Genomic DNA, 23,257 nt, shown 5'->3' with positions numbered 1-23,257 from the left:
ACATTGAAATGCAGGTGATCACGGCATGAAAAACAGCCTTTCTGACAATTTGCTTCTCAGTCTCATTTACTCCATGCTCATTCTCATGGCTTTTGTAATGTTGTATCCGTTCTGGAATTCGATCGTCATCTCATTCAACGTGGGTTTGGACACGACGCGTGGGGGGATCACCTTTTGGCCCAGACAATTCACTCTGGAGAATTACATTGTAGTGTTTCAGGATAAGCGGCTAATGACAGGCTTCCTTATTTCCGTGCTGCGAACGGTGATTGGCACAATTCTATCCATTGCCTGTACATCAATCTTTGCCTATGGCATGTCCAAGAAACAGCTCATGGGACGGAAAGGGTATATGATCCTGTGCATCATCACGATGTACTTCAGCGGAGGATTGATTCCTTCCTTTCTGATTAACCGCGAGCTGGGCCTGATGAATAATTTCTGGGTCATGATTGTTCCGAATATAATCAGCGTCTGGAACATGATCATTTTCCGCACGTTTTTTCTCGAACTGCCGGAAGGCTTGGAGGAATCGGCGAAAATCGACGGCTGCGGCCACTTCGGCATCTTTTTCAAAATTGTCATCCCGATTTCAGGTCCGGTGATCGCCACACTTTCTCTATTTGCTGCAGTATGGCACTGGAATGACTGGTTTACGGCCAGCATTTACATCACCTCCGGGCATCTGCTCCCGATTCAAACGCTGCTTCAGCAAATTCTAAGCTCCAACATTATGTCTGAACAGATGATGCAGACCAATGCGGCTGCTCAAGGCCACATGGCCCGGCTCCAAAGCGTCACAACCAAATCGCTCACCATGTCCACCATGCTGGTAGCAACGGTACCGATTTTGCTCGTTTATCCATTTTTGCAGAAATATTTTACCAAGGGCGTCATGATCGGTTCCATTAAAGAATGAACTTGGATAAGATCGGTGTAGCAATCATAGCTCACGGCTTTTTCATAAAAAACAATCCCATGGGGGTATGAAGATGTTCATTACAAGTGGAAACGGCTTCGCCGTCCTCAAAAGGACGGTATCCGTTTCAGCGAGAAATAGAAGGATAATTTATAGCGTGAAGCATATAAACTCTTATATTTCAAAAAAATCATTCCTGCTGCCGGTATGTATGCTGGGTATGAGTATCATGCTTGCCGCATGCGGTGGAAACAGCGGTGAAGACGGGGCAAAGCCAAGCAACAACACTGCCGGGACTGATTCATCCCAACCTTTTGTTTTCGGAGAAACACCGCTCACCTTTTCCTTTTTCGGCAATTATGACTGGTATACGATGAATCCTTGGGGCCAGGATCCGGCGACTAAATGGATTCAGGAGAACAAGAAAGTAACGGTCCAGTCGATCCAGTCCGGCGGTGCGGCTCTGCAGAAATTCAATACAATGATCGCCTCCGGCGAGTTCCCGGATGTCATCTGGGGAGACCGCGGAGCCGAAGTAGAAAAGCTGAGAAAGGCAGGCAAGCTCGTTGCGCTGGACCCCTATCTTGATAAATATCCTAATCTGAAAAAATGGGCAGGAGAAAAAACAATCAACATGCTCCGCTCCGAAGACGGCAAACTGTACCAATTCCCAAATTGGTACACGAAAAATCCGATGGGCAACGGTGGCTACGCTGTAAATAATAAGATCTACAAGGAACTCGGATCGCCGAAGCTGGAAACCTTTGACGACCTGTATGCCTATCTGAAGCTGGTGAAAGAGAAATATCCTGACATTATTCCATTCGAGGTCGGGATGCTGGGTCAAGGGATAGACTTTCTCTACGCCGGGATGGCGGAAGACCGGAATGTCGGGCAGGTCTCTCTGCGTGTCGTCCCCCAGGGGAATGGGCTGAAATCCCTCTTCAGTGATCCGGTCTACCGCGAAACCATGGTGTTCGCCAATAAATTGTTCCGGGAAAAGCTGATTACCCAGGATGCCATCACGCAGACCCGCGACCAGGTCAAGGAAAAGGTGAATAATGGCCGCATAGCAATCTACGGGGATTTCGATACCACCGTTATCGGCACGGAAGCGAACAGCATGCTGCGCGCCAAAGATCCTGAAGGCGGATACACGATGATCTGGCCTTTGCATAAAGCCGGCGTAGATCCGAAGAAGGTATGGGTCAACGAATTTGATTCTCTTGGCTGGAATGTCAGTGTCATCACAACACAGGCTGAGAATCCAGAAGGCATATTTGCCTATCTGGACTGGCTGACGGGTGAGGAAGGGGAGCGTATTATTTTCTGGGGGCCTGAAGGCATGTACTGGCAGGGCATCAATGAGAAAGGCGCACCCATCTACACAGAAAAATATAAAAATGAAGCCGAGGAGCGTTCCAAGCTCATGGCCATCTGGGATACGTTTCAATGGGCAGGAAATACGGCATTTATTGATGGAGCCAAGGCTGAAAATGAAATGAGTCTGCCTGAGGATAAGCGCGACTGGGCTACGGTCTCCCAAACCACAATCGCCTGGAAGACCTCATTTGATGCCACGGAATTCGGCAATATACAGCCCCTTCCAGATTCAGAAGAGGGCATGATCATGCAGCGTGTAGCCGATATCGCCGATAAGGTGCGGGCTAAAGCCTTGTTCGCCAAGGATGAACAGGAGGTGATCGCCCTGCTAGACAAAGCCGAGCAGGATGCCCAAAAGGCCGGTTATGATAAGCTCCTGAAGTTTGAAACCGGGAAGTGGCAGGACAATATCAAAAAGATAAAAGGGAATTAAACCGTCCCGCTATAAAAAGAACAAGGGTGTTCCCTGCCATGTAAATGGCCGCGGGACGCCCTTTGCTTTGTCAGGATGAGAATGGAAACACATCAATGGATACGGCTGTGGTCAGAATCAATTGGCCCAAGGCACGGACCGGGGCCGCGCGTTTAAGCTTCAGTGAGTTTAAGGAGGTCAACCTTGCCTGCATTCAGCTTCTCAATAATCGCCAGCAGAAAGGTCTCTGCCAGACTGTTCTTTTTGATCTCCCGGGCCGCTTCTTCAAATGTGAACCACATCGCTTGATCCACCTCGGTACTCATCCGGCTCAAGTCTTCCGAAGCAGCCATGCTTATAAAGTTCAGCATCAGCGTATTGGACGGCTCAAAATAAAGGCTGCGCATATATTCATAAGCCACGATATCCAGCCCTACCTCTTCCTTTACCTCGCGGATAAGGGTGGCTTCCGCATTCTCCCCTTTGTTGACGTAACCTGCGAGCAGGATGTAATCCGGCCGGTTATACTGCTTGATTAGCAGAATCTTGTCCATCTCTTTGTTCAACACTGCGGTACTGATAGCCGTGCTAAAAACAGGAAACCGGAACATTCCGCATGCTTCGCAAAAAGGGATCAGCCCCTCCCCGCCGCATTCTTTCAAGATCAGCTCAGTTCCGCATTCTATACAATACTTCAAGAAACATCTCTTCCTCTCCAAGTACACTGAATTCTATCCTATTATACAGGTCCAGGGATATGTAATCGCTAGGTAAAATTTTAGGAATTCGCGTTCTGAGGGGATTTTTGGACAGGTTTTTATTATCCGGTGTGGAATAAGAAGAGTAGCCTGATTCGTCGGGCTCTATTAAAAAACAACTTGGAGGGACTGCAAATAATGAATCCGCTAATTAACTTTGCGCATCGCGGCGCATCCGCTGTGTGTCCGGAGAATACGATGTCAGCATTCCGCAAGGGCCTTACGCTTGGAGCGACCGGGATTGAAACCGATGTACAGATGACAAAGGATGGCGCACTGATTCTGATTCATGACGAAACGCTGGGCCGCACGACAAACGGCAGCGGGAATGTGAAAGACCACACGCTTAAGGAACTGCTTGACCTGGACGCGGGCTCCTGGTTCGGGGAAGAATTCAAGGGAGAGCTGCTTCCCACCCTCGAAGATCTTCTGGATCTGCTCAAGGATAGCGATACGGTGCTAAATATTGAACTTAAGAACGGGGTCTTTATGTACCCGGGGATGGAGGAAAAGGTTATTGCCGCCGTGCGGGAATTCAACATGAGTGAACGCGTCATATTGTCGAGCTTCAACCATTACTCCCTGGCTCACTGCAAATCGCTGGCACCGGAGATTCGCACCGGGATTTTATATGGAGAAGGCTTGTACCGCCCGTGGGATTACGCAGCCTCTCTGCAGGCGGATGCACTGCATGCCTACCATTTCGCTGTGTTGCCGGAGTTTGTCTCCGAGGCGGCGGAGCATGGCATCGCCTATCATCCTTGGACCGTGAATGATCCGGAGCGCATGAAAGAATTAATCGCTGCCGGAGTGTCAGGAATCATTACCGATTATCCGGACGTGCTGGACAGACTGCTTACTGCTAAGGGAGAGTGATGGGGTGAAGAAAGTCTGGCTGCTGGGTTTCGGTTTTTTCAGCATCAGCATTACATGGAGTTTGTATAATGCGTTTGTACCTTTTTTCCTGGAGAAATATGTACACAGTGTAGCCTTGATCAGCTTCATGATGACCATTGATAACTATTTCGCCCTGTTTCTGCAGCCATGGATTGGCAACCGCAGTGACCGTACGGTGAGCCGTTATGGGCGCAGAATGCCTTATCTGCTGATCGGAATGCCGCTGGCTGCCGTACTGACGATGCTGATTCCGTTCCACACCGGGCTGTTCACGCTGCTGCTCTTTATGATGCTGATGAACCTGGCCATGAGCCTGTACCGTTCGCCGACCGTCGCGCTGATGCCGGATATTACGCCGGATAAGCAGCGCACCAAGGCGAACGGCCTGATTAACTTCATGGGAGGGATTGGGTCGATTCTGGCGTTTGGCGTCGGCTCATTCCTCTACAAGGCCAGCCCAGCATTGCCGTTTATTGTTGCCGGTCTCATCACGCTGCTCTGCCTGTTCATCGTGTCGCAGTTCATCAAGGAGGAACGGGATGGGGTGAACAAAGAAGCAGCACTGGGTACCGAAGAAGTCACTGGTTTATCCGGAGATTCGCAACGCAGCGATAACATTCCACGGGTCAAACCTACACGCATCTCCTTAAAAAAACAGCTCGACCGTACCACAGTCTGGCTCTTAGCAGCCATCTTCTTCTGGTTCGTAGCTTATCAAGGTGTAGAGACGCTGTTCACATTGTACGGCAAACATCACCTTGGCCTCAGTGAACAGGCAGCCTCCTTCTCGCTGACGTTCTTTTCGCTAGCCTTCGTAGTGTTTGCGATTCCCAGCGGCTGGCTGGGCGGGCGGTTCGGGAAGAAAAAGATTATTGTCACCGGAGTATGCGGACTAATGGCAGTTTTTGCCCTCGTGGGATTTGCGGAGAATTTGCTTGTGCTGCGGATTCTGCTGCTCGTTGGCGGGATGTTCTGGGCCTGCATTAATATCAATTCATACCCTTATGTAGTAGCAACAGGCACGGAGGAAAGCATCGGTACACGCACCGGAATGTATTATCTGGTCTCCTCGCTGGCCGCCATCACCTCCCCACCGCTGCTTGGGCTGATGATTGACCTTACCGACTACTCCATCCTGTTCTATGCGGCAGCGGTGAGCATGGCAATAGCCCTGCTCTGCCTGTTCCTGATGAAAGGACGCAGCAAATTTAATTAATTGGCTTTGGAGCTGCCTGCCCAATTGACAGATTGAAGCGTGTTTCCCTGCTTGTGTATGGTATATCGGCCCTTTCCGAGCTGCTTGGCGCTGTACATTGCCGAATCGGCTTCCTTCAGCAGCCGCATCGGGTCGATCCTGCCATGGCTCAACGTAATGCCGATGCTGACTGAAACAAACAGTTCATGCCGTTCCAGACTGTAAATGCGGGTCGTTTGCTCCAGAATCTGCATAGCAAGCTGCTCTGCTTCCTTACGGCCGCAGCGCTTGGCGACAATTACGAATTCATCCCCGCCGTTCCGGAAGATATGCCGTTTGCCTTTGGAGGTGAACTGTTTCAGACTGCCGCCGACGGCCTGAAGCAGCAAATCGCCCACATGATGGCCAAGTCTGTCATTGATTGACTTGAATCGGTCCAGGTCAAGGAACAGCACCGCAAGCTGCTCGTTTGGTTTGCAGTGGTCCCAGAAGTGATCCATCCCGTTTTTGTTCAAGAGGCCTGTCAAGGTATCCCTGTAGGCCAGTTCCTTCAATTGCTCTCTTTCGGTCAGGATCTGGCGAAGCTTGGAGAACAGATACATCAGGGCTAAGAGAGTCAATGTATAGAGTACCAAGGAGATAAACAGGCTGCCTTCAGCCTGTTTCAAGCCGGATTGTGACTGCTTGCCCAGCCAGTGCATTCCGTATAATCCGCCGCTGGCGATCAGTATTATCAGGCTCGTGCGCACAGCACGGGCTCTTTGATTTTTATAGGTGAAATTCCGGGTCAGCCGGAGAAGGCTGTACACAGTCAACGCTGCAATAAGAACCGAAAATAGAGCCAATATATAATTACGGGCTTCTTCCATCATGATGCGCACTCCCTTTTACATGAAAATAAATCTGGTTAACAGTAATAAGCGATAAGCTTATTATCGGCAAGCGCGGGCGGATCCTGCATGGAATGTTTTGGAAGACGCCGTCTTGATAAGGTCTAGCTCTCCATATGCTTCACACAATTATACAGCTCGCAGGTCCAGCCGCTGTCCCCTTTAACGATGCGGGTGATAGAGGTATTCTTCAGCAGCACGCTGACATCCAGTCCGGGAACCAGTCCGGTCAGGCTGCTCCGCAGAATCGCGCCGTGGCTGACAATCAGGATGTTGTGGCCGGGATGCTTCAATGCAATCTCTTCAATCGCCTTGCTTCCCCGTTGCTTGCCTGATTCATTGCTCTCCAGCCCGAGGTCCAGCGACTTCCATTCTGTCCCCCAGCGTTCCACCCGCTCTTGCTCCGTGGTGCCCTCAAGCAGTCCGCCGTTCATCTCTCTAATTCCCGGAATCACTCCCGCTACCTGCAGGCCCAGCTTCGCTGCGATCACCTCTGCCGTCTGTCTTGCTCTCAGCAGGTCGCTTGAGTAGATATAGTCCCACTGTTCTCCGCTGAGACGTTCTGCTATAGCCGCTGCCTGCTGAAGTCCTTCCTCGTCCAAAGGGTTATCCGTATGCCCCTGTATCCGTCCTTCTTTATTCCAAGCTGTGCTGCCATGCCGAATCAAGCCGATTCTTGTCATTGTTGCTACCCGCCTTTATGAAGAATAAGTAAGCTTACTAGATTATAAACGAACAGTCTGGAAGATGCATACGCCACCCGATATAGGGATCATCAGTTGATCACCATTCTGCCTGCACTGAAGCCTAGTAATTGACGGTTAGACTGCCCTTATATGATAATAAGACCCGGTGCTTCATTCTGGAGCATGTTCCAAATTCATCCTGCATGGCAGATCATGCTGCCGCCACTTAAAAGGAGATACTGTTCATCATGAAAAAAATCATCGCCCTCATCCTTACCCTGCTTCTCCCGCTTTACGTTCTTCCTCCCGCATCATCAAGCGCCTCCGCGGCGCCTGCGTCCAAGCTCGCAGTTTATGTGGACAAGGAGAATCATGCTTTCATTCCGCTGCGTTTCCTGAATGATTTTGCCGGCATCCGGTCGATCCTCACTCCTGGCGGAACGATAGAAATTACAAAGGGCGAGGCTTCCCTCCGCCTGATTCCGGGCTCGGCGAAGGCTTCCGTGAACGACAAGGCCGTAACCTTGAGTGAGCCGGTCTTCAGCGGCAGCGGCACGACGTATGTTCCGCTGTCTCTGGTCAGCCAAACACTGGGCCTTCAGCTGAAGTGGAATCCGCAGGCCTCGTCGCTCACGCTGACAGCGGACGAAACCTCCGCCACCTTGCCTGTACTCAGCGGAGCACTCCTTAAAGCGGAATCCCCTGCGGTAGTCAGCGGCAATCGCACCTTTAAGGTCGGCAGCCGCTCCTTTACAGTGCAGACAGTCACCGCTTCCCTGCTCCATCCCTCGGTGAAGCTGGATGTAGTGCTTGCTGGCAACACGGTCGGCAAGACGGAATCACTTGGCAGCATTGCCAAACGCAGCGGTGCTCTCGTTGCGATCAACGGGACCTACTTTGATGCCTACACTAAAGGGGCATACAAAGTCCCTTATGGTTATATCATCAGCGGCGGAAAGATGCTCAAGAACGGCGCTGGAGAACGGCGGGCCGTATTCGCTTATGACCGCAATCTTTTGGCAGAGCTGATTCCTGGCACTGAATTCGCATCGCGCTTCCAGAGCGGGACCATCGAAGGTGCGCTTCAGGCCGGCCCCCGGCTGCTGGTTAACGGGAAGGTAGCGGTGGATGTGACCGCCGAAGGCTTCAGGGATCCCAAAATCCGCACCGGCGGCGGAGCCCGCAGTGCGCTGGGCTTGACGCGCGACCACAAGCTGATTCTTCTGACCACCAGCGGGGCTACCATTTCGCAGCTGGCGCAGATTATGAAGCAGGCCGGTGCCTATCAGGCCATGAATCTGGATGGCGGCGCCTCCAGCGGATTGTATTACAACGGCAAATATTTGACAACACCGGGACGTCTGATCAGCAATGCGCTGGTCATCAAAACCCGTTAATCCATCCTTCCGCAACATACAAGCAGCCTCCCGCAGCCGGATCTTTTTCCGGCAGCCCGGGAGGTTGTTTGCGTCTGAATCCTGTTTTGCATAAATTTCCCTTAGCATGTTACTGTAATACTGGACAAAGGAGTGAATTCATGGAAACGATTCTGATTGTCGAGGACGACGCCAAGCTGGCAGACCTGCTTAGCAGTTATTTGTCAAAATATGATTTTCATACCGTTATCGTAGATGACTTCAATAGAGTGCTGGAAACCTTTGAGGACAGTGCCCCAAGCCTGGTGCTGCTGGACGTCAATCTGCCGAGATATGACGGGTTCTATTGGTGCCGCCAGCTTCGCAAATCCTCACTCTGCCCCATCCTCTTCATATCTGCCCGGGACAGTGGCATGGATCAGGTGATGGCGCTGGAGAACGGCGGCGACGATTACATTATCAAGCCGTTCCAATACGAGGTCGTGCTGGCCAAAATCCGCAGCCATCTGCGTAGAGCTTACGGCTCTTACGCCCACAGCCAGGAAGAACGCAAGCTTCAAGCCGGAGGACTGACGCTGTATCCGGAGCGTTATGTGATCCAGCACAACGGCCTGTCCGCTGAGCTTACACAGAAGGAAGCCGTCCTGCTGGAAGCGCTCCTGCTGAAGGAAGGGCGCGTCGTCTCCCGTGAACGGCTGCTGGACCTGATGTGGGAGGATCAGCACTTCATCGATGATAATACACTAAATGTCTATATCACCCGCGTACGTAAGAAGCTCAAGGATCTTGATCTTGACGACATCGTAGAAACGATAAGAGGTGCCGGCTACCGGCTCAGCCTCTCCGGAGAAACACCATGAGGCTGTTTCTTAAGGATCACCGGCCGCTGCTGCTCTTCTATCTGCTCCAGATGATCCTCATCCCCGTGCTCTACTGGGTTACGGGCGAATACAGACCCTTCTCGATTGTTTTATACGGTATGGCCCTCAGCTTTGCAGTTCTCATTCTATATCTGGGCTTCCGGTATGTTCAGCACTATAAGCTATACACCCGCCTGAGCGGACCCGGCGGAGCCCCGGGGGAACAGCTTATTCCCCTTGACGATGCGCCGCTGCCCGAAGCGGTGACGGAGATGCTGCAGCATAACCACCACTACTATCTGGACCAGCTGCATTCCCATACCCGGCGGATGGATCAGCATATCGATTTCATCAACCGCTGGGTACACCAGATGAAGACGCCGCTTTCCGTCATCCAGCTTACCCTTCAGGATTTGGAGGAGGATGCTGCCAGCAGCATCCAAGAGGAGGTGGAGCGGCTCCGCAAGGGACTGGAGATGGTTATCTACACCTCCAGGCTGGAACGCTTTGAGGATGATTTCCATGTTCAGCCTCTATTGCTTCGCAAAGCCGTAAGCGAGACCGTCGCCGATAACCGCAGGCTGTTCATCCGGAGGGGAGTCCGGGTAGACATTACCGTTGACGATGGACTCTCTGTATACAGCGACGCCAAATGGCTGAGATTCATGCTGGCCCAGATTCTCGTCAACGCCGTAAATTATACAGCCGGGACAGGCAAGACGGTAACCATTTCCGCGGAGCAGACGGGAACCGGGAGCGTCTTACAGATTAAAGATCAGGGCATTGGCATCTCTCCCGAAGACCTGAAACGGGTGTTCAATCCTTATTTCACCGGAGAACGCGGCCGCCAGTATCATGAATCCACCGGGATGGGCCTCTATCTGGTCCGTGAGATCTGCGCAAGGCTCGGGCATACGGTAGAGCTGCAATCCCGGCCCGGCAAGGGAACCACGGTTCGCATTACTTTCGGAGGAGCAGTTGATCCTCTTCGCGGCTGAACTACAGCATCTGCTCAGCTTCCTAAGGCTGGCTGGAGCTGCCACAAGCTTCACAACCGGGAGCATTCCGCCTGCCATGACCAAATGGCCGGTAGAGTGCTCTCTTCTTCATGTTCATGTCTGCTAACCTCATAATGCAATCAGAATAAGGAATCCGCTCCCAGGGGATAATACAGCAAATCATCCAGTATCCAGCAACGAGGAGGAGTATCGATGCCAACCCATCTGCAGCAACGCCGCAAGAAAGGAACAGATCCCGCCCCGACTTCCGTTCCTGCACCGCTGCCTCTTCACCCCTCACTTGATATTACCTTGCAGGAGATTACTAAGCGGATCGGTCAAAGCTCCGACGTTGTTTTCCGCAGATTCACTAATGAATCTTTAAGCTCCCTCTCTCTTGCTTTTATATATATCGACGGACTCGTTAATGCGGATGCCGTCAACCAGACGGTGCTGCAGCCGCTGATGGAAATGGTTGCCCCCAAGAGCGGCGCCATTACCGCCGAGGACGCCTTCAGCCTGATTAAAGATCAGATGCTGCCGGTCGGGGGCGTCAGGGAAGGCAAAACGCTGGAAAGTCTGCTCCCCATGCTCTTCGACGGCTATACCCTCATTCTGTTTGAAGGACTTCAGGTGGCACTGGCTGCCGATACCTCCGGCTGGGAGAAAAGAAGCATCAACGAGCCAACCTCCCAAGGTGTTATCCGCGGACCCAAAGAAGGCTTCACAGAGAGCCTGCGGACAGGCACCTCCATGCTGCGGCGCAGACTCAAAACCTCCGATCTTAGAATAGAAGAGTATAAGATCGGTCAGCGCACTCAGACCGGTGTGGCGCTTATCTACCTGGAGGGTATCGCCAGCGAACAGGTGGTGGCGGAAATCCGCCGGCGCTTAAACGCGATTGAAACCGACAGCATTCTGGAGAGCAATTACATCGAGGAATTTATTCAGGATGGCGGACTGACTCCCTTTCCGACCATTCAGAACACGGAACGTCCGGATGCGCTTGCCGGAGGCATTCTGGAGGGCCAGGTCGGAATTATTATTGACGGGACTCCCTTTGCACTGCTTGCCCCCTCCACTTTCTTCAATTTTTTTCAGTCGAGTGAAGATTATTATCAGCGTTTTGATATTTCTTCTTTCCTGCGGCTGATCCGGTATGCCGCTTTTTTTGTATCCATGCTGCTGCCGGCCTTGTATATCGCCGTGACTACCTTTCACCAGGAAATGCTGCCGACAACCCTGCTGATCAGCCTGGCCGCCCAGCGTGAAGGCGTACCGTTTCCGGCACTGGCGGAAGCGCTGCTGATGGAGCTGACTTTCGATGTGCTGCGCGAGGCCGGGGTCCGTATGCCGCGAACCATCGGGCCGGCGATTTCCATCGTTGGGGCACTCGTGCTGGGACAGGCCGCCGTTCAAGCCGGACTCGTCTCCGCAGCCATGGTTATCGTGGTGTCGTTCACCGCCATCTCTAACTTTGTCATCCCGTCCCTGGCTATCGCCAATTCGATCCGCCTGATCCGGTTTGTCATGATGCTGATCGCCGCTACCCTTGGCCTGTTCGGCATCATGTCCTTTTTGATGGTGCTGCTGATTCATTTGGCCGGACTGCGTTCCTTTGGTGTGCCGTACCTGTCCCCGGTAGCTCCAATGACTCCGCGATATTTGAAGGATATTTTTATCCGCGTTCCGCTCTGGAGCATGACCATGCGGCCAAAGACCAATTTGGGCAAAGAAACACGCAGACAAGGCCCGGATCAAAAGCCGCAGCCGCAAGAAGAGGCGCAGAACAACCAGCAAACCAGGCAGCCGCAGGAGGAGGATCCCAGTTGAACGGTAAAATCGGCACCACCCAGGCCGCCATGCTGATCGTCAACACTATCTTGCCGACAGCCACCGTCGTGCTTCCCGTCATCATCGGCAACTACGCGGAGCAGGACGCGCCGCTGGCTATTTTGTTATCGACTCTGGCCGGGCTAGTGTTCGCGGCGATTGTCGGGACCGTCATCCGCTACAGCAATGGCGCACCGTTTCTGACCTGGATTGGCGAGAAGAGTTCTCCTGTTGCTGCTACAATTCTGGGCCTATTGATGCTGCAGTTCTACCTGGACACATCGGCAACCATTTTGCGCGAATTCGTCAATTTCATCAAAGACAATGTACTCATCGACACCCCGGTCACCGTAATGACCATCCTGATTCTGTTAATTACGATCTATATGGTCAGGCAGGGCCTCGAGTCCATCGCCAGAGTAAACACCCTCGTGCTGCTGTTGTACTTTTTCTTCGTGCCGCTCTATCTGTTCGGGCTGTACCGGGACATGGATGTGCATCAGCTGCTGCCGATCTTTGATCACTCTCTGGCCTCCTTGACACTGGCCGGCATAACACCGGCTACCTGGATGTCCGAAGTCGCGGTGCTGCTGTTTCTGGCTCCTTATTTGCAGAATCCGCAAAAAGCGCGCATCGCCAGCTGGGCAGGACTTCTTTTCGTTGCTGGGCTGATGATGTTTTCGCTCGTAACGACACTGATGGTGTTCGGGTCCGAATTCATCAAGCTCAGCACATATCCGGGTTTTTCCACCGCCGGGGTTGTTCATATCGGCAGATTTATCGAAAAGCTGGACATTCTGTTCATCTCCTATTGGGTCCTGTCCATCTATCTGAAATTCTCGATCTTTCTGTTTGCGACGGTCGAATGCTTCAAACAGACCTTTCGGGTAAACAGCAATCGGCCTTTTATCGGAGCCTTGGGTCTGATAATCGCTTTAGAGTGTCTCTTTACCTGGCAGAGCGCAGACCAATTGAATCTCTACAACAAGGAAGGGCGTTTCCCGGTCTTCTTCCTGTTCAATGTACTCGTTCCGCTGGCTGCGGTCCTGCTTCACCGGCTCCGGAAGCCAAAATCCAAACCTAAGGGGTGGGAAACATGAAGCAGCAGCACACCAAATCCTATTCAGCAAATCCCGCGAGGCCTCTGGCTTACGCCGCGAAAAAAACGCTCTGCATTGGTCTCTGCCTCCCCCTCCTGTCGACTTTGCTGACCGGATGCTGGGATGACCGGGAACTGAGTGAGCTGGGCATTACCTCCGGTTCGGCATATGACTGGAAGAATAACGAATGGAAAGCCACATACCAGGTCATCAACCCTTCTTCCGGTGCCAGCAGCATGGGAGGCAGTGGAGGCGGGAGCACCAGCTCTCCACCGTTCGTCACCTTCTCGGTAAAAGGACCAACGATTATGGACGCGATAGAAAGAACCAATCTGACCAGTACGCGTGAGATGTTTTTTTCTCATTCGCGCATCGCCATAATTGGAGAGTCTCTGGCCAAACACGGGATCAGTCAACTGATCGACATGTTCCTGCGCAAGCAGGACGCCCGGGAAACTGTATATGTATTTCTATCCAAAGACGAAGCCGGAGATATTCTGAATCAGCTGATGCAGCTGACCAAAAATCAGGGAGCCGGTATCCAGCTCATGATTGAGCAGGAATCGAAGCTGCTCTCCTTTTACCCCGGCATCAGGCTGTTTGAACTGGCCATGGCCCTGTCCTCCGAATCCGGAAGTGCCGTGCTGCCGGAAATCTTCCTTACCGGCGACCAGATCATGGATGAGACCAGTGAGACTGGACGGACCGACCTGCCTTCACGGCTGGCGCTCGGAAGGCTCGGTGTCTTAAAAGGTGAAAAACTGGTGGGATGGCTAACGCAGAAGCAAGCCTTCGGCTTGTCCTTTCTGACGAACAAAATTGATTCTGCCACCATCGCCTTCGCCTCCCGCCCCGAAATCAGCGACAAACCGGACGCTTCCTTCATCCTCCAGAATTCGACCACTTCCGTTCATCCCGTCTGGGATAAAGATCACTACATCATGGATGTGAACATCAAAGGAAGCGGCGTATTGCAGGAGCTTGGAAGCGTCATGGATTTGAATGAACGGACTTCAATAACAGGGATGGAGCAAGCCATTGAACAGCGTATTCTGGAACTGGTGGGCAACTCCTGGAGTGAGGTCAAGCGGCTGGGAGCTGACGTCACGGGCTTTGCTGTGAGGATTCACCGCAGTGACCGCAAGCGCTGGAAGCAGATTGAGAAGGACAAAAGCTGGGACCGCATGTTCCAGAATATTGAGATCAAACCGCATGTTTCGATCCAAATTGAACGGAGCGGACTCAGTAACAAATCCTTTAAATCCATTCAGCATAAGTAAAGGGGCTACTCTATGAAAATAGCGATCACTCTTCTGCTTTATGCCTTAGCTTTCGTCTGGGGCTGCACCCGCCTGCGCGGAGAAGGAAGGAAGCTTCACCGGCTGTGGTTTGGCTGCATTCTGGTCTGGTGTGCTTATGAGAACATTTGCGGGATTACAGAAACGCCGCATTTCAATATGGCTACCTTATATATTGCTTACTTTCAACCCGCCGGCAGATTCATTATCAAGTGGTTAGGAGGCTGATTTCGGAGTTATGCAAAAAAAGGAACAGGTGTCTGCCCTGCAAATTGCGTTTATGATTATGCTGTTCGAGATCGGCAGCACGCCGCTCTTTCTGCTGGGCGGTAAGGTCAAGCAGGATTCATGGCTGGCGATGTGCACCGGCTCGCTGGGCGGGTTCATCCTCCTGCTGCTCCTGCTGTGGATCCAGCACCGCTCGCCCAAGCTGGACCTCATCGGCATGCTTAAATTTCATTTCGGAGGTGTTGCCGGCTCTGTGATCGGCTTGATCTACTGCTTCTACTTCGCATATCAGTCGATGCGCAATGTCCGCGATCTCGGCGAGCTGACGGCTTTGACTTTGCTGCCGCGATCTCCGCTGCCACTCACGATGTTCATTTTTGTAATGATTGCACTCTATGCCATTTGGAAGGGTGCAGAGGTTGTCTTCCGGCTGCCCGAGGTGCTGCTCCCTCTGGTTCTCTTCTTTTATTTCCTGATTGTGCTGCTGCTTGGCATTATGGGCTCCATTGATTTCTACCGGCTAAGTCCAGTCAACGAGGGTGGGTTCATGCCGATTGTAGAAGCTGCACTGCCGGATCTTGTCTCCTTTCCCTTCGGTCAAATGATTGTATTCCTGATGTTGTGGTCCCTCTGGGAAAAACCCGGTGTGCCGGTAAAAAATACAGTGACCGCCTATATTGCCATCAGCATCTTTCTCATCTTCATGAACGCGCTGAATGTGGCTGTCCTCGGGCCAACGATTGCAGGGATCAGCCAGCTGCCTTTTTTAAAGACAGTCCGTACTTTATCAAACCTCAAATTTGTGGAACGGCTCGATATTCTGGTAACGACCCAGCTTTTTATCGGGCTGCTGATCAAGATGATGCTCTTCTACTTTTGCGCGGTTAAAGGCATCAGTGAACTGAGCGGCAAACCAGCCAAATGGTGGGTATTTCCCGTAGGAGCGGCAATCTATGGCACTTCCTTTCTGGCGAGGGATTATACTCAGCATATTGCCATCGGCCTGGGGCCAAGCCTCAAGATTGACCCGCTGTTCCAAATCGGTATCCCGCTGCTGCTCTCAATATCCATTCTGCTGCGGGGATGGTTCAAACGAACATCCTCCTGACAAAAGCGAACATAACCTTAACCGCGCTGTAAGGTAACGTTAAGGTAAAACCATAGCATGCCGGAAGCTCATCCTGTACACTCGAAATCAGAAGATAAGCACCCAAGGGGCAACAACGGGTGACACTCACGTTTTCGGTTAGAAAGGAATGAATTCCATGAATGTGCTCGAAGTCACGGCAATGAATAAAGTATATCCGGGAAAAGTGCTTACGCAGGCTCTTACCGATATTCATCTTAGTATCGAACAAGGTGAATTTGTGGGAATTATGGGCCCTTCGGGCAGCGGCAAAACCACCCTGCTCAACATGGTCTCAACCATTGATCAGCCCTCCTCGGGTGAAGTGAAGATCGGCGGCAGCAATCCCTATCAGATGAACAAAAAAGAGCTGGCACTGTTCCGCCGCAGAAAGCTTGGCTTTGTGTTCCAGGATTTCAACCTGCTGGAGACATTGACCGTAGGGGAGAATATCGTCCTGCCCCTGACTCTGGACAACCGCAAGCTGTCCGAGATGGACGCGCTGCTGCAGCGGGTGGCCGGGCGCCTGAATATTACAGACATCCTGAATAAGCGGACCTATGAAATTTCCGGCGGACAACGCCAGCGGACGGCGATTGCCCGGGCAATTATTACTTCGCCTGCCATTCTGCTCGCCGATGAGCCGACGGGAGCGCTCGATTCGAACTCCTCCCGGATCGTAATGGAGTCGCTGGAGGACATCAACCGCAAGGAAGGTACGACGCTGATGCTGGTTACGCATGATCCGCTGGCAGCAAGCTATTGCAACCGCATCGTCTTCATCAAGGACGGCAAGCTGGCTGCGGAAATCCACCGCGGCGACAACCGCCAGGCCTTCTTCCAGAAGATCATCGATACACTTTCATTCTGGGGAGGGAATAGTCATGAGCTTTCCTCAATTCGCGTTTAACAATGTGCGGCGCAACGCCCGGGCATATATGGCCTTTTTCCTCAGCAGCGCCTTTATGGTCATGATCTTCTTTTCCTATTCGGTGTTCATCTATCATCCCGACGTGTCCTCTATTGAGCTTGGGAAAAATTCGGCTACCGGGATGAAAATTGCTTCCTATATTGTCTTCATCTTCGCCTTTTTCTTTGTCCTGTACTCCATCAGTGCTTTCCTCAAGCTGCGGAATCTTGAATTCGGCATCCTGATGATTCTGGGCGCGCGTCCCGGGCAGATCAACAGACTGATTCTGCTGGAAAATATGATCATCGGCCTGCTGTCGATCCTGAGCGGCATGGCCGCGGGGATGCTGCTGTCCAAGCTGTTCCTGCTGCTCAGCACGAATATTATAGGGGTCACAGATATGCCGTTTTATTGGCCGGTAAAGGCACTTGTTATCACTTCCGTTTCCTTTCTGGCGCTATTCCTGATAAATTCAATCTTCACCCTGCTGTTCATCCGCAAGAACCAGGTGCTTGAGCTGCTCAAGGGAAGCGTGAAACCGAAGAAGGAGCCCAAAGTATCCTGGCTGCTCTCGCTTCTCGGACTTGCACTGCTGACAACAGGAGCTATTTCCATCGGGCAGGAGCTGTCTCCGAACACGCTGCTAATCGCTGCCGTCACAGGCATCGCCGGTACTTATTTCTTCTACTCCCAGTTGTCGGTGCTGGGCATCCGCCTGCTGAAGCTGAGCCGCAAACGGCTATGGCGCGGAACCAATCTGATCTGGATCAACGAAATGAGCTACAAGGTTAAAGACAATGCGCGGATGCTGTTTCTGGTAACGGTTGTCACTTCATTGGCCTGCATGGCTGCAAGTCTTCTTCTATCCATCAGTTCTTCGAACAATACGACGTATTTGAACAGTCCGTTCGCTATCGACTATTCCGTTGACAATGGACACGATCCCGAACCCGGACTGACCACCATTCATGATGCCCTGGAAAACGCCGGATTGCAGTACACAGAGAACAAAGTGGAATTCATCCGCGTTTCTATCCGAGGCCTTAACGATGTGGACCAGTTTGACAACGTTCAATTGCTGACGGTGTCCGTATTCAATCAACTGGCAGGACAAATGGATGTCACCGGAATCCCTCCTTTGTCTGACGGAGAAGCTGTGCTGCTGCTTAACCCCCAGAATGCCATTTTCGAATATAACGCAGGAGAGAAGGTTCTGCTGGCAGATCAAGTAAATGTGGAACTCGTCCTGAATCATCTTATCAATCCACCGGTCATGCCTTTTGGCCAATACAACCCGTCCGTGATGATTGTCAGCGACAGTGTGTATGCAGAAGCTGCCGGTAAGGCTAGAGCCAATGATCGCGAAATAAATTACTTTTATAAAATCCCGGCGTGGGATGCACTGCTTCCTAAGACCGGGGAGCCGGAGACTGTCATCTCCAGTGAGCTGGTGCAATGGAGCAGGGACAGGAATCATGCGACTGACAACTGGCATACGTTAATAAGTGCACGGGCTGATAGCTATATGAATACCAAGCAGGGAACCTCAATGGTCAGCTTTATCGGCATCTTTATCGCCCTGATCTTTTCGCTCTCTTCAGCCAGCTTTCTCTATTTCAAGCTGCACACGGAGCTGAACGCAGATATGCGGATGTACCATGCACTCTCCAAGATTGGACTCAGCACCAGAGAGATGTCGGCTTCCGCCACCAGACAGATTGCACTGCTGTTCTATATCCCTATTCTTATTGCAGCCGTGCAGACTCTTGTAGTTGTCCGTCCCGTGCTGAAAGTGATGGATATCACGAATGTTACCGTTCCTGTGCTGATCACATCCGCAGCTTTCCTGGTTCTGCAAACCGTCTATTTCATCATTGTCAGATCCCGCTATATTCATAGTCTGAAGAAGATGATGGTGTAACCCGGAGGCGTTAGGCTACAATGAATGCTGTATCCTAGTGATTGAGAATAAAACGCCGCTGCTTGATTGCAACCAGAGAGCAGAATAACAGGCGTACCGGAGGTTCTGCCCGATGTCCAAAGCCGATCATATGCTGTCCATCCTGTGGATGCTGCAACAGCGGAGAAGAACCGCTGCCGAACTCGCGGAGGAGCTGGAGCTCAGCATCCGCTCCGTCTACCGTTATATTGACGCGCTCTGTGCCAGCGGTGTTCCCGTAATTGCCGACGCCGGGCCGGGAGGCGGGTACAGCCTGCCTGAGCATTTCAGTGCAGCGCCCCTGTTCTTCGACACCGGGGAACAGAGGGCGCTCGTACAGGCCTCCGCCTTTGCCCGGGGCAGCGGATACCCTTATGTCGCAGCCCTGGACGGAGCGATTGCCAAGCTCAAACGCTACAGCAATGCGGCGCAGCTGTCGCAAATGGAGCGCCACGAAGCGGGCATGGAGATGCTCCATGCACCTGGCGCTGCGCTGCAGCCGCTGCTGGAGGAGTTGGAGGCCTGCATCGCAGGCAGCTTTACGCTGCAGATGGACTACCGCAAGGGAAACGGAGCGGATGTTTCTGCCCGGTCTATAGATCCTTACGGGCTGGTGCTGTGGAAGGGCCAGTGGTATATGGCCGGTTATTGCCATCACCGCCAGGAAATCCGCAGCTTCCGGGTAGACCGGATTGGGGGACTGCGGCGGACCGGGGAAGGCTTTGTACGCCCTGCCGGATTCTCCGCGCGCGAGTTTCTGCTGCGCGGCCTGCTTCCCGGCCAGGATAAAGATTCCGCACTCGTGGCTGTCATCATCCAGTCCGCGGAAGCCGTCCTGAATGATCTGTGCAGCCATTGGCTGTTCGGCCATACGCTTGCGGAACGAACCCCGGAGCAAGCCAGCTTCCTGCTGGATGAAGCCTCGTTATACAGCTACGCCCCCTATTTCCTGCTGCCTTACGGCAAAGCGCTTAAGATTCTCGAACCCGCAGCTTTGAGGCAGAAGCTGGCAGCCATCACTGCGGACCTTGCGGATTATTATAAAGAATAATATCTTTTTCCGGATCACTGACCACAGCTGTCAGTGATTCTTTTGTATAGTGAGCTTATCCCTGAGGCAAACAATCATAGGACTTTGCCGAGGCAAATGAGAACATAAAAGGCAGGAGGAATACAGCATGAAAGAACTGAAATATCAATTTTATATCGGCGGAACACCAGCACAGGTGTGGGACAGCCTCGTCTCACCGGATAAAGTACAGCAAATCTATTACGGCAGCACGATCCACTCCAGCTTTACAGCAGGGGAGCCGCTGAAATATATCGGGCCGGGGGCAGATGGCCCCGACACCTTGCATGTATACGGCACAGTGCTGGAATTCTCTCCAGAGCAGGCGTTCCGCTTTACCCACAAGGTCGGCCCCTCCTATCTCAAGGGCGGCGAACCATATGAATCACGCATCTCCTGGCTGCTGGAGCCGGTTGGCGGCTGTACCAAGCTGACACTGATTCATGATCAATGGCAACCTGATGATCCGTCCTACGGCCCCAGCGAAAGCTCCTGGTGGCAGATTCTCAGCAACATCAAGACCTTGGTAGAGACAGGCAATACGCTGGATTTTGGTAGCTGGGAGTAGAAGCAGCCAGTCTCCGCCACACCCAATCGAATGTATAGGCTCCTTCCTGAGCCCTCCCCAACCCTTGGAGAAAAGCAGCAACAGCTGCCTTTCTCTAAGGGTTATTTATTTTTCCCTAAGGAAACTTTTTTGTTGCAAGGACAAATTTATTTACGTATACTAATATTGTGGCAGACTACAAGAATCTAACCCATGTGCATAACATAAATCAATAAATCATACATGCTCAATCATTCTGGATGGAACGGGGGAAAATCTTATGGACGGAGCCGTAATTCCATTATCTGAAGCTGTGAACGGCAGTACGCTGCGTATCCGCAGCATAGAAGTACAGGGTGTGCTGAGGAGAAGATTGCTCGACCTCGGGTTTGTCGTCGGCAATGTTGTCGAGGTACTGCGGCGCAGTCCGCTCGGAGACCCTACCGCCTTCCGGGTAAGCAATACAACCATTGCCCTGCGCCGGGAAGAAAGCGCTCTGATTCACGGAGAATTAATCGGAGGTGATGAAGCATGAACCGTTACACTGTAGCTTTTGCAGGCAATCCCAACACGGGCAAGAGCACACTCTTCAATCTATTGACCGGCCTGCGCCAACACACCGGCAACTGGGCGGGCAAGACCGTCATCACCGCCGAAGGCGAGTTTACCCACAAGAACAATACCTACTTGGCTGTAGATCTTCCGGGTACCTACTCCCTGTACTCCAACTCAGCTGACGAGGAGGCCGCAAGGGACTACATTATTTTTGAACAGCCTGATGTGACGCTGGTGGTGCTGGACGCCACTTCGCTGGAGCGCAATCTCAATCTTGCCCTGCAGGTGCTGGAAATTACCGGGCGGGCCGTTGTCTGCATCAACCTGATCGATGAAGCGAAGAAGCTGGGCATTGATATTAACCTGAAGGCCATTTCGAAACGGCTCGGCGTGCCGGTAGCCGCAATTTCGGCCCGGAGTGAAATCGGCATTGAGGCGCTGCTGGATCAAATTGAGCGTGTGGCTACTGGTACTTATACAGCGGAGCCGCTGCGGATTACGTATAGCGATGAGATTGAACAGGGCATTGCTGCGCTCCTTCCTATGGTAGAGCAGACGGTCGGTTCAAGGTATCCGGCACGCTGGATTGCCCTGCGGCTGCTGGACGGTGACGAAAGCCTGCTCGCTTCGCTCAAAGCCAATATGGGACAGAGGAATATTTCCGGATCGAAGGGGGTAGTGAGCCATGGAGTCACCGCATGTCATTAAGGGACCCGATCCGATGGATTCCCTGCTCTCTGCAGCGAAGAATCTCGCAGACAAGGGCGGAATCCGTGATGAAATCGTAAGCGGAATATATGGTGTATCTGCGGGGATCTGCAGAGATGCAGTTACCTACCAGGACAAAAAGAAGCTGGGCAGCACTTATAAGCTTGATAATATTGTCACCTCCAAAATATGGGGATTCCCCATTATGCTCGCCGGGCTCGGACTCGTCTTCTGGATTACGATTGCCGGCGCGAACTATCCTTCGAGCTGGCTGGCCTCGCTGTTCGGCTTCATCGAAGGTTATTTAACCGCCGGATTCGAAGCGGTGAGTGCTCCGGCCTGGCTGCACGGCGTGCTTGTGCTTGGCCTGTACCGCGGAACCTCCTGGGTTATCAGCGTCATGCTGCCGCCGATGATGATTTTCTTCCCGGTATTTGCGCTGCTGGAGAATTTCGGCTATCTGCCGCGCGTTGCTTTTAACATGGACCGGTTGTTCAAGAAATCCGGCGGGCACGGCAAGCAGGCGTTAACGATGTCGATGGGCTTCGGCTGCAATGCTGCCGCCATTCTCTCCACCCGCATTATCGAATCGCCGCGTGAACGGATGCTGGCTATTCTGACCAATAATTTCGTGCCCTGCAACGGCCGCTGGCCGACCCTGATTCTGCTGTCCTCCATGTTTATGGTGGGGGCCGCTACCACTGGTGCGCTGCGGACCTTCTCGACAGCCCTTGTCCTGATGGGAATCGTAATGGTCGGTATCACGGTAACCTTAACGGTGTCCTGGGTCATGTCCAAAACCGCGCTGCGCGGCGTTCCCACCCACTACACGCTCGAACTCCCGCCGTACCGCCGTCCGCAGATCTGGAAGACGATTGTCCGCTCCTCCAAGGAGAAGTCGCTGAATGTGCTGACCCGCGCAATCGTCGTAGCTGCTCCGGCAGGCATTATCACCTGGATCCTAGCGAATGTGTTCGTTGGCGGAGACAGCGTGCTGAACCATATGGCCGCTTTTTTTGATCCTTTTGCCCAGCTGCTCGGCATGGACGGCTTCATTATGATGGCCTTCATCCTGGGGCTTCCGGCCAATGAAATCGTACTGCCGATTCTGCTTATGGGCTACATGTCCTCCGGTGCTATGGTCGATGTCGAAGGTATCGGCAGCATCAAGGATATCTTCCTGAGCCATGGCTGGACGTGGTTGACCGCGCTCAATATGATGCTGTTCTCCCTGCTCCACTATCCATGCGGCACTACCCTGATCAACATCTACAAAGAGACCAAAAGCATGAAATGGGCAGTGCTCTCGGCCGTCATACCGCTGGGCATCGCCATTGCCGTTACTTTCCTGGTTGCACAGGCAGCGCGCTTGTTCGGCTGGGTCTGACAGAGTTCTTACCCGCCCGGCTTCTCCCGTATACAGGGAGGGGCCGGGCCGTTTTTGTGTATCCGCACATTTCCGGAGAATGCGGAATTCCAGCTGCTGCTGCAACTGCCTGACAGGCTCCTTTCAATGCTCCGCTCCCGTTCTGTCCCGTGATTTGACTCCCCCCCTTCTCAGATGTTAGGG

At 52.6% G+C, this 23,257-nt stretch carries 22 protein-coding genes; 19 read left to right on the top strand and 3 right to left on the bottom strand.

The features are described 5' to 3' along the window. Positions 1-25: 25 nt before the first annotated feature. Together ACAN56_RS16715 and ACAN56_RS16710 are read left to right on the top strand one after the other, a co-directional pair. A complete protein-coding gene (locus ACAN56_RS16715) occupies positions 26-919 on the top strand; it encodes a carbohydrate ABC transporter permease (RefSeq protein WP_379144261.1) in 894 nt (297 codons plus the stop codon). Positions 920-1,130: 211 nt separating this feature from the next. Further along, the gene (locus tag ACAN56_RS16710; protein ID WP_379144325.1) at positions 1,131-2,735 is read left to right on the top strand and encodes a type 2 periplasmic-binding domain-containing protein; all 1,605 of its coding nucleotides are present in this window, start codon (positions 1,131-1,133) and stop codon (positions 2,733-2,735) included. Positions 2,736-2,887: 152 nt separating this feature from the next. Here ACAN56_RS16710 and ACAN56_RS16705 read toward each other — a convergent pair whose 3' ends face one another. Further along, positions 2,888-3,412: an NAD(+) diphosphatase gene (locus tag ACAN56_RS16705; RefSeq protein ID WP_379144258.1), complete on the bottom strand. Its 525-nt coding sequence runs from the start codon at positions 3,410-3,412 to the stop codon at positions 2,888-2,890. A gap of 198 nt (positions 3,413-3,610) precedes the next feature. Between ACAN56_RS16705 and ACAN56_RS16700 the strand changes: the two genes are divergently transcribed. Together ACAN56_RS16700 and ACAN56_RS16695 are read left to right on the top strand one after the other, a co-directional pair. Further along, a complete protein-coding gene (locus tag ACAN56_RS16700; protein WP_038586821.1) occupies positions 3,611-4,348 on the top strand; it encodes a glycerophosphodiester phosphodiesterase in 738 nt (245 codons plus the stop codon). A 4-nt stretch (positions 4,349-4,352) separates the two neighbouring features. Next, on the top strand, positions 4,353-5,585 hold the full coding sequence (locus tag ACAN56_RS16695; RefSeq protein WP_379144255.1) for an SLC45 family MFS transporter: 1,233 nt from the start codon (positions 4,353-4,355) through the stop codon (positions 5,583-5,585). On the opposite strand, the gene ACAN56_RS16690 is transcribed toward ACAN56_RS16695, so the two are convergent. Then, a complete protein-coding gene (locus tag ACAN56_RS16690; protein WP_052091847.1) occupies positions 5,582-6,436 on the bottom strand; it encodes a GGDEF domain-containing protein in 855 nt (284 codons plus the stop codon). The two genes, ACAN56_RS16695 and ACAN56_RS16690, sit on opposite strands and share 4 nt — an antisense overlap. Positions 6,437-6,558: 122 nt before the next feature. Beyond that, positions 6,559-7,137, bottom strand: a complete 579-nt coding sequence (locus ACAN56_RS16685) for a histidine phosphatase family protein (protein WP_038586815.1) — start codon at positions 7,135-7,137, stop codon at positions 6,559-6,561. 251 nt (positions 7,138-7,388) lie between these two features. Here ACAN56_RS16685 and ACAN56_RS16680 point away from each other — a divergent pair, with 251 nt between their 5' ends. The 15 genes from ACAN56_RS16680 (at position 7,389) to ACAN56_RS16610 (ending at position 23,074) form a co-directional block, all read left to right on the top strand. Continuing rightward, positions 7,389-8,537: a phosphodiester glycosidase family protein gene (locus tag ACAN56_RS16680; RefSeq protein WP_379144252.1), complete on the top strand. Its 1,149-nt coding sequence runs from the start codon at positions 7,389-7,391 to the stop codon at positions 8,535-8,537. 140 nt (positions 8,538-8,677) lie between these two features. Beyond that, on the top strand, positions 8,678-9,376 hold the full coding sequence (locus tag ACAN56_RS16675) for a response regulator transcription factor (RefSeq protein WP_038586809.1): 699 nt from the start codon (positions 8,678-8,680) through the stop codon (positions 9,374-9,376). After that, complete coding sequence (locus ACAN56_RS16670) at positions 9,373-10,374, top strand: sensor histidine kinase (protein ID WP_379144248.1); 1,002 nt, start codon at positions 9,373-9,375, stop codon at positions 10,372-10,374. The genes ACAN56_RS16675 and ACAN56_RS16670 overlap by 4 nt, the downstream gene beginning before the upstream one ends. Before the next feature lie 213 nt (positions 10,375-10,587). After that, on the top strand, positions 10,588-12,207 hold the full coding sequence (locus ACAN56_RS16665) for a spore germination protein (protein WP_379144246.1): 1,620 nt from the start codon (positions 10,588-10,590) through the stop codon (positions 12,205-12,207). Then, the gene (locus ACAN56_RS16660; protein ID WP_379144244.1) at positions 12,204-13,307 is read left to right on the top strand and encodes a GerAB/ArcD/ProY family transporter; all 1,104 of its coding nucleotides are present in this window, start codon (positions 12,204-12,206) and stop codon (positions 13,305-13,307) included. Before ACAN56_RS16665 ends, ACAN56_RS16660 begins: the two co-directional genes overlap by 4 nt. After that, the gene (locus ACAN56_RS16655; protein WP_379144242.1) at positions 13,304-14,587 is read left to right on the top strand and encodes a Ger(x)C family spore germination protein; all 1,284 of its coding nucleotides are present in this window, start codon (positions 13,304-13,306) and stop codon (positions 14,585-14,587) included. Before ACAN56_RS16660 ends, ACAN56_RS16655 begins: the two co-directional genes overlap by 4 nt. A 12-nt stretch (positions 14,588-14,599) precedes the next feature. Then, a complete protein-coding gene (locus ACAN56_RS16650; RefSeq protein WP_038586801.1) occupies positions 14,600-14,833 on the top strand; it encodes a hypothetical protein in 234 nt (77 codons plus the stop codon). A 10-nt stretch (positions 14,834-14,843) separates the two neighbouring features. Continuing rightward, positions 14,844-15,941 (top strand): GerAB/ArcD/ProY family transporter, encoded by a 1,098-nt coding sequence (locus ACAN56_RS16645; protein ID WP_038586798.1) that lies wholly within the window; start codon positions 14,844-14,846, stop codon positions 15,939-15,941. Positions 15,942-16,098: 157 nt separating this feature from the next. Then, positions 16,099-16,869, top strand: a complete 771-nt coding sequence (locus tag ACAN56_RS16640; RefSeq protein WP_076113666.1) for an ABC transporter ATP-binding protein — start codon at positions 16,099-16,101, stop codon at positions 16,867-16,869. Beyond that, positions 16,844-18,790 (top strand): FtsX-like permease family protein, encoded by a 1,947-nt coding sequence (locus ACAN56_RS16635; protein WP_379144237.1) that lies wholly within the window; start codon positions 16,844-16,846, stop codon positions 18,788-18,790. Before ACAN56_RS16640 ends, ACAN56_RS16635 begins: the two co-directional genes overlap by 26 nt. 112 nt (positions 18,791-18,902) lie before the next feature. Then, positions 18,903-19,859 carry a helix-turn-helix transcriptional regulator gene (locus ACAN56_RS16630; protein ID WP_379144235.1) on the top strand — a complete coding sequence of 319 codons (957 nt, stop codon included), beginning with the start codon at positions 18,903-18,905 and terminating at the stop codon, positions 19,857-19,859. 127 nt (positions 19,860-19,986) lie between these two features. Continuing rightward, positions 19,987-20,445, top strand: a complete 459-nt coding sequence (locus ACAN56_RS16625; RefSeq protein WP_379144233.1) for an SRPBCC domain-containing protein — start codon at positions 19,987-19,989, stop codon at positions 20,443-20,445. 259 nt (positions 20,446-20,704) lie between these two features. Further along, a complete protein-coding gene (locus tag ACAN56_RS16620; RefSeq protein ID WP_038586782.1) occupies positions 20,705-20,959 on the top strand; it encodes a FeoA family protein in 255 nt (84 codons plus the stop codon). Next, on the top strand, positions 20,956-21,687 hold the full coding sequence (locus ACAN56_RS16615) for a FeoB small GTPase domain-containing protein (RefSeq protein ID WP_038586779.1): 732 nt from the start codon (positions 20,956-20,958) through the stop codon (positions 21,685-21,687). The genes ACAN56_RS16620 and ACAN56_RS16615 overlap by 4 nt, the downstream gene beginning before the upstream one ends. Continuing rightward, positions 21,665-23,074 carry a nucleoside recognition domain-containing protein gene (locus tag ACAN56_RS16610; RefSeq protein ID WP_038586777.1) on the top strand — a complete coding sequence of 470 codons (1,410 nt, stop codon included), beginning with the start codon at positions 21,665-21,667 and terminating at the stop codon, positions 23,072-23,074. Before ACAN56_RS16615 ends, ACAN56_RS16610 begins: the two co-directional genes overlap by 23 nt. Positions 23,075-23,257: the final 183 nt, after the last annotated feature.

It is taken from the genome of Paenibacillus paludis (assembly GCF_042610515.1).
Classification (GTDB): Bacteria; Bacillota; Bacilli; order Paenibacillales; family Paenibacillaceae; genus Paenibacillus_AQ.
Note: the sequence above shows the minus strand (reverse complement) of the source record. Positions and strands in the feature narration are given on the sequence as shown.

Coding starts and splice junctions, on each gene's coding strand:
- ACAN56_RS16690 (WP_052091847.1), bottom strand. CDS start 6,436: ATGATGGAAGAAGCCCGTAATTATATATTGGCTCTATTTTCGGTTCTT.
- ACAN56_RS16715 (WP_379144261.1), top strand. CDS start 26: ATGAAAAACAGCCTTTCTGACAATTTGCTTCTCAGTCTCATTTACTCC.
- ACAN56_RS16635 (WP_379144237.1), top strand. CDS start 16,844: ATGAGCTTTCCTCAATTCGCGTTTAACAATGTGCGGCGCAACGCCCGG.
- ACAN56_RS16630 (WP_379144235.1), top strand. CDS start 18,903: ATGTCCAAAGCCGATCATATGCTGTCCATCCTGTGGATGCTGCAACAG.
- ACAN56_RS16670 (WP_379144248.1), top strand. CDS start 9,373: ATGAGGCTGTTTCTTAAGGATCACCGGCCGCTGCTGCTCTTCTATCTG.
- ACAN56_RS16650 (WP_038586801.1), top strand. CDS start 14,600: ATGAAAATAGCGATCACTCTTCTGCTTTATGCCTTAGCTTTCGTCTGG.
- ACAN56_RS16665 (WP_379144246.1), top strand. CDS start 10,588: ATGCCAACCCATCTGCAGCAACGCCGCAAGAAAGGAACAGATCCCGCC.
- ACAN56_RS16620 (WP_038586782.1), top strand. CDS start 20,705: ATGGACGGAGCCGTAATTCCATTATCTGAAGCTGTGAACGGCAGTACG.
- ACAN56_RS16610 (WP_038586777.1), top strand. CDS start 21,665: ATGGAGTCACCGCATGTCATTAAGGGACCCGATCCGATGGATTCCCTG.
- ACAN56_RS16640 (WP_076113666.1), top strand. CDS start 16,099: ATGAATGTGCTCGAAGTCACGGCAATGAATAAAGTATATCCGGGAAAA.
- ACAN56_RS16615 (WP_038586779.1), top strand. CDS start 20,956: ATGAACCGTTACACTGTAGCTTTTGCAGGCAATCCCAACACGGGCAAG.
- ACAN56_RS16710 (WP_379144325.1), top strand. CDS start 1,131: ATGCTGGGTATGAGTATCATGCTTGCCGCATGCGGTGGAAACAGCGGT.
- ACAN56_RS16685 (WP_038586815.1), bottom strand. CDS start 7,137: ATGACAAGAATCGGCTTGATTCGGCATGGCAGCACAGCTTGGAATAAA.
- ACAN56_RS16645 (WP_038586798.1), top strand. CDS start 14,844: ATGCAAAAAAAGGAACAGGTGTCTGCCCTGCAAATTGCGTTTATGATT.
- ACAN56_RS16625 (WP_379144233.1), top strand. CDS start 19,987: ATGAAAGAACTGAAATATCAATTTTATATCGGCGGAACACCAGCACAG.
- ACAN56_RS16680 (WP_379144252.1), top strand. CDS start 7,389: ATGAAAAAAATCATCGCCCTCATCCTTACCCTGCTTCTCCCGCTTTAC.
- ACAN56_RS16675 (WP_038586809.1), top strand. CDS start 8,678: ATGGAAACGATTCTGATTGTCGAGGACGACGCCAAGCTGGCAGACCTG.
- ACAN56_RS16700 (WP_038586821.1), top strand. CDS start 3,611: ATGAATCCGCTAATTAACTTTGCGCATCGCGGCGCATCCGCTGTGTGT.
- ACAN56_RS16655 (WP_379144242.1), top strand. CDS start 13,304: ATGAAGCAGCAGCACACCAAATCCTATTCAGCAAATCCCGCGAGGCCT.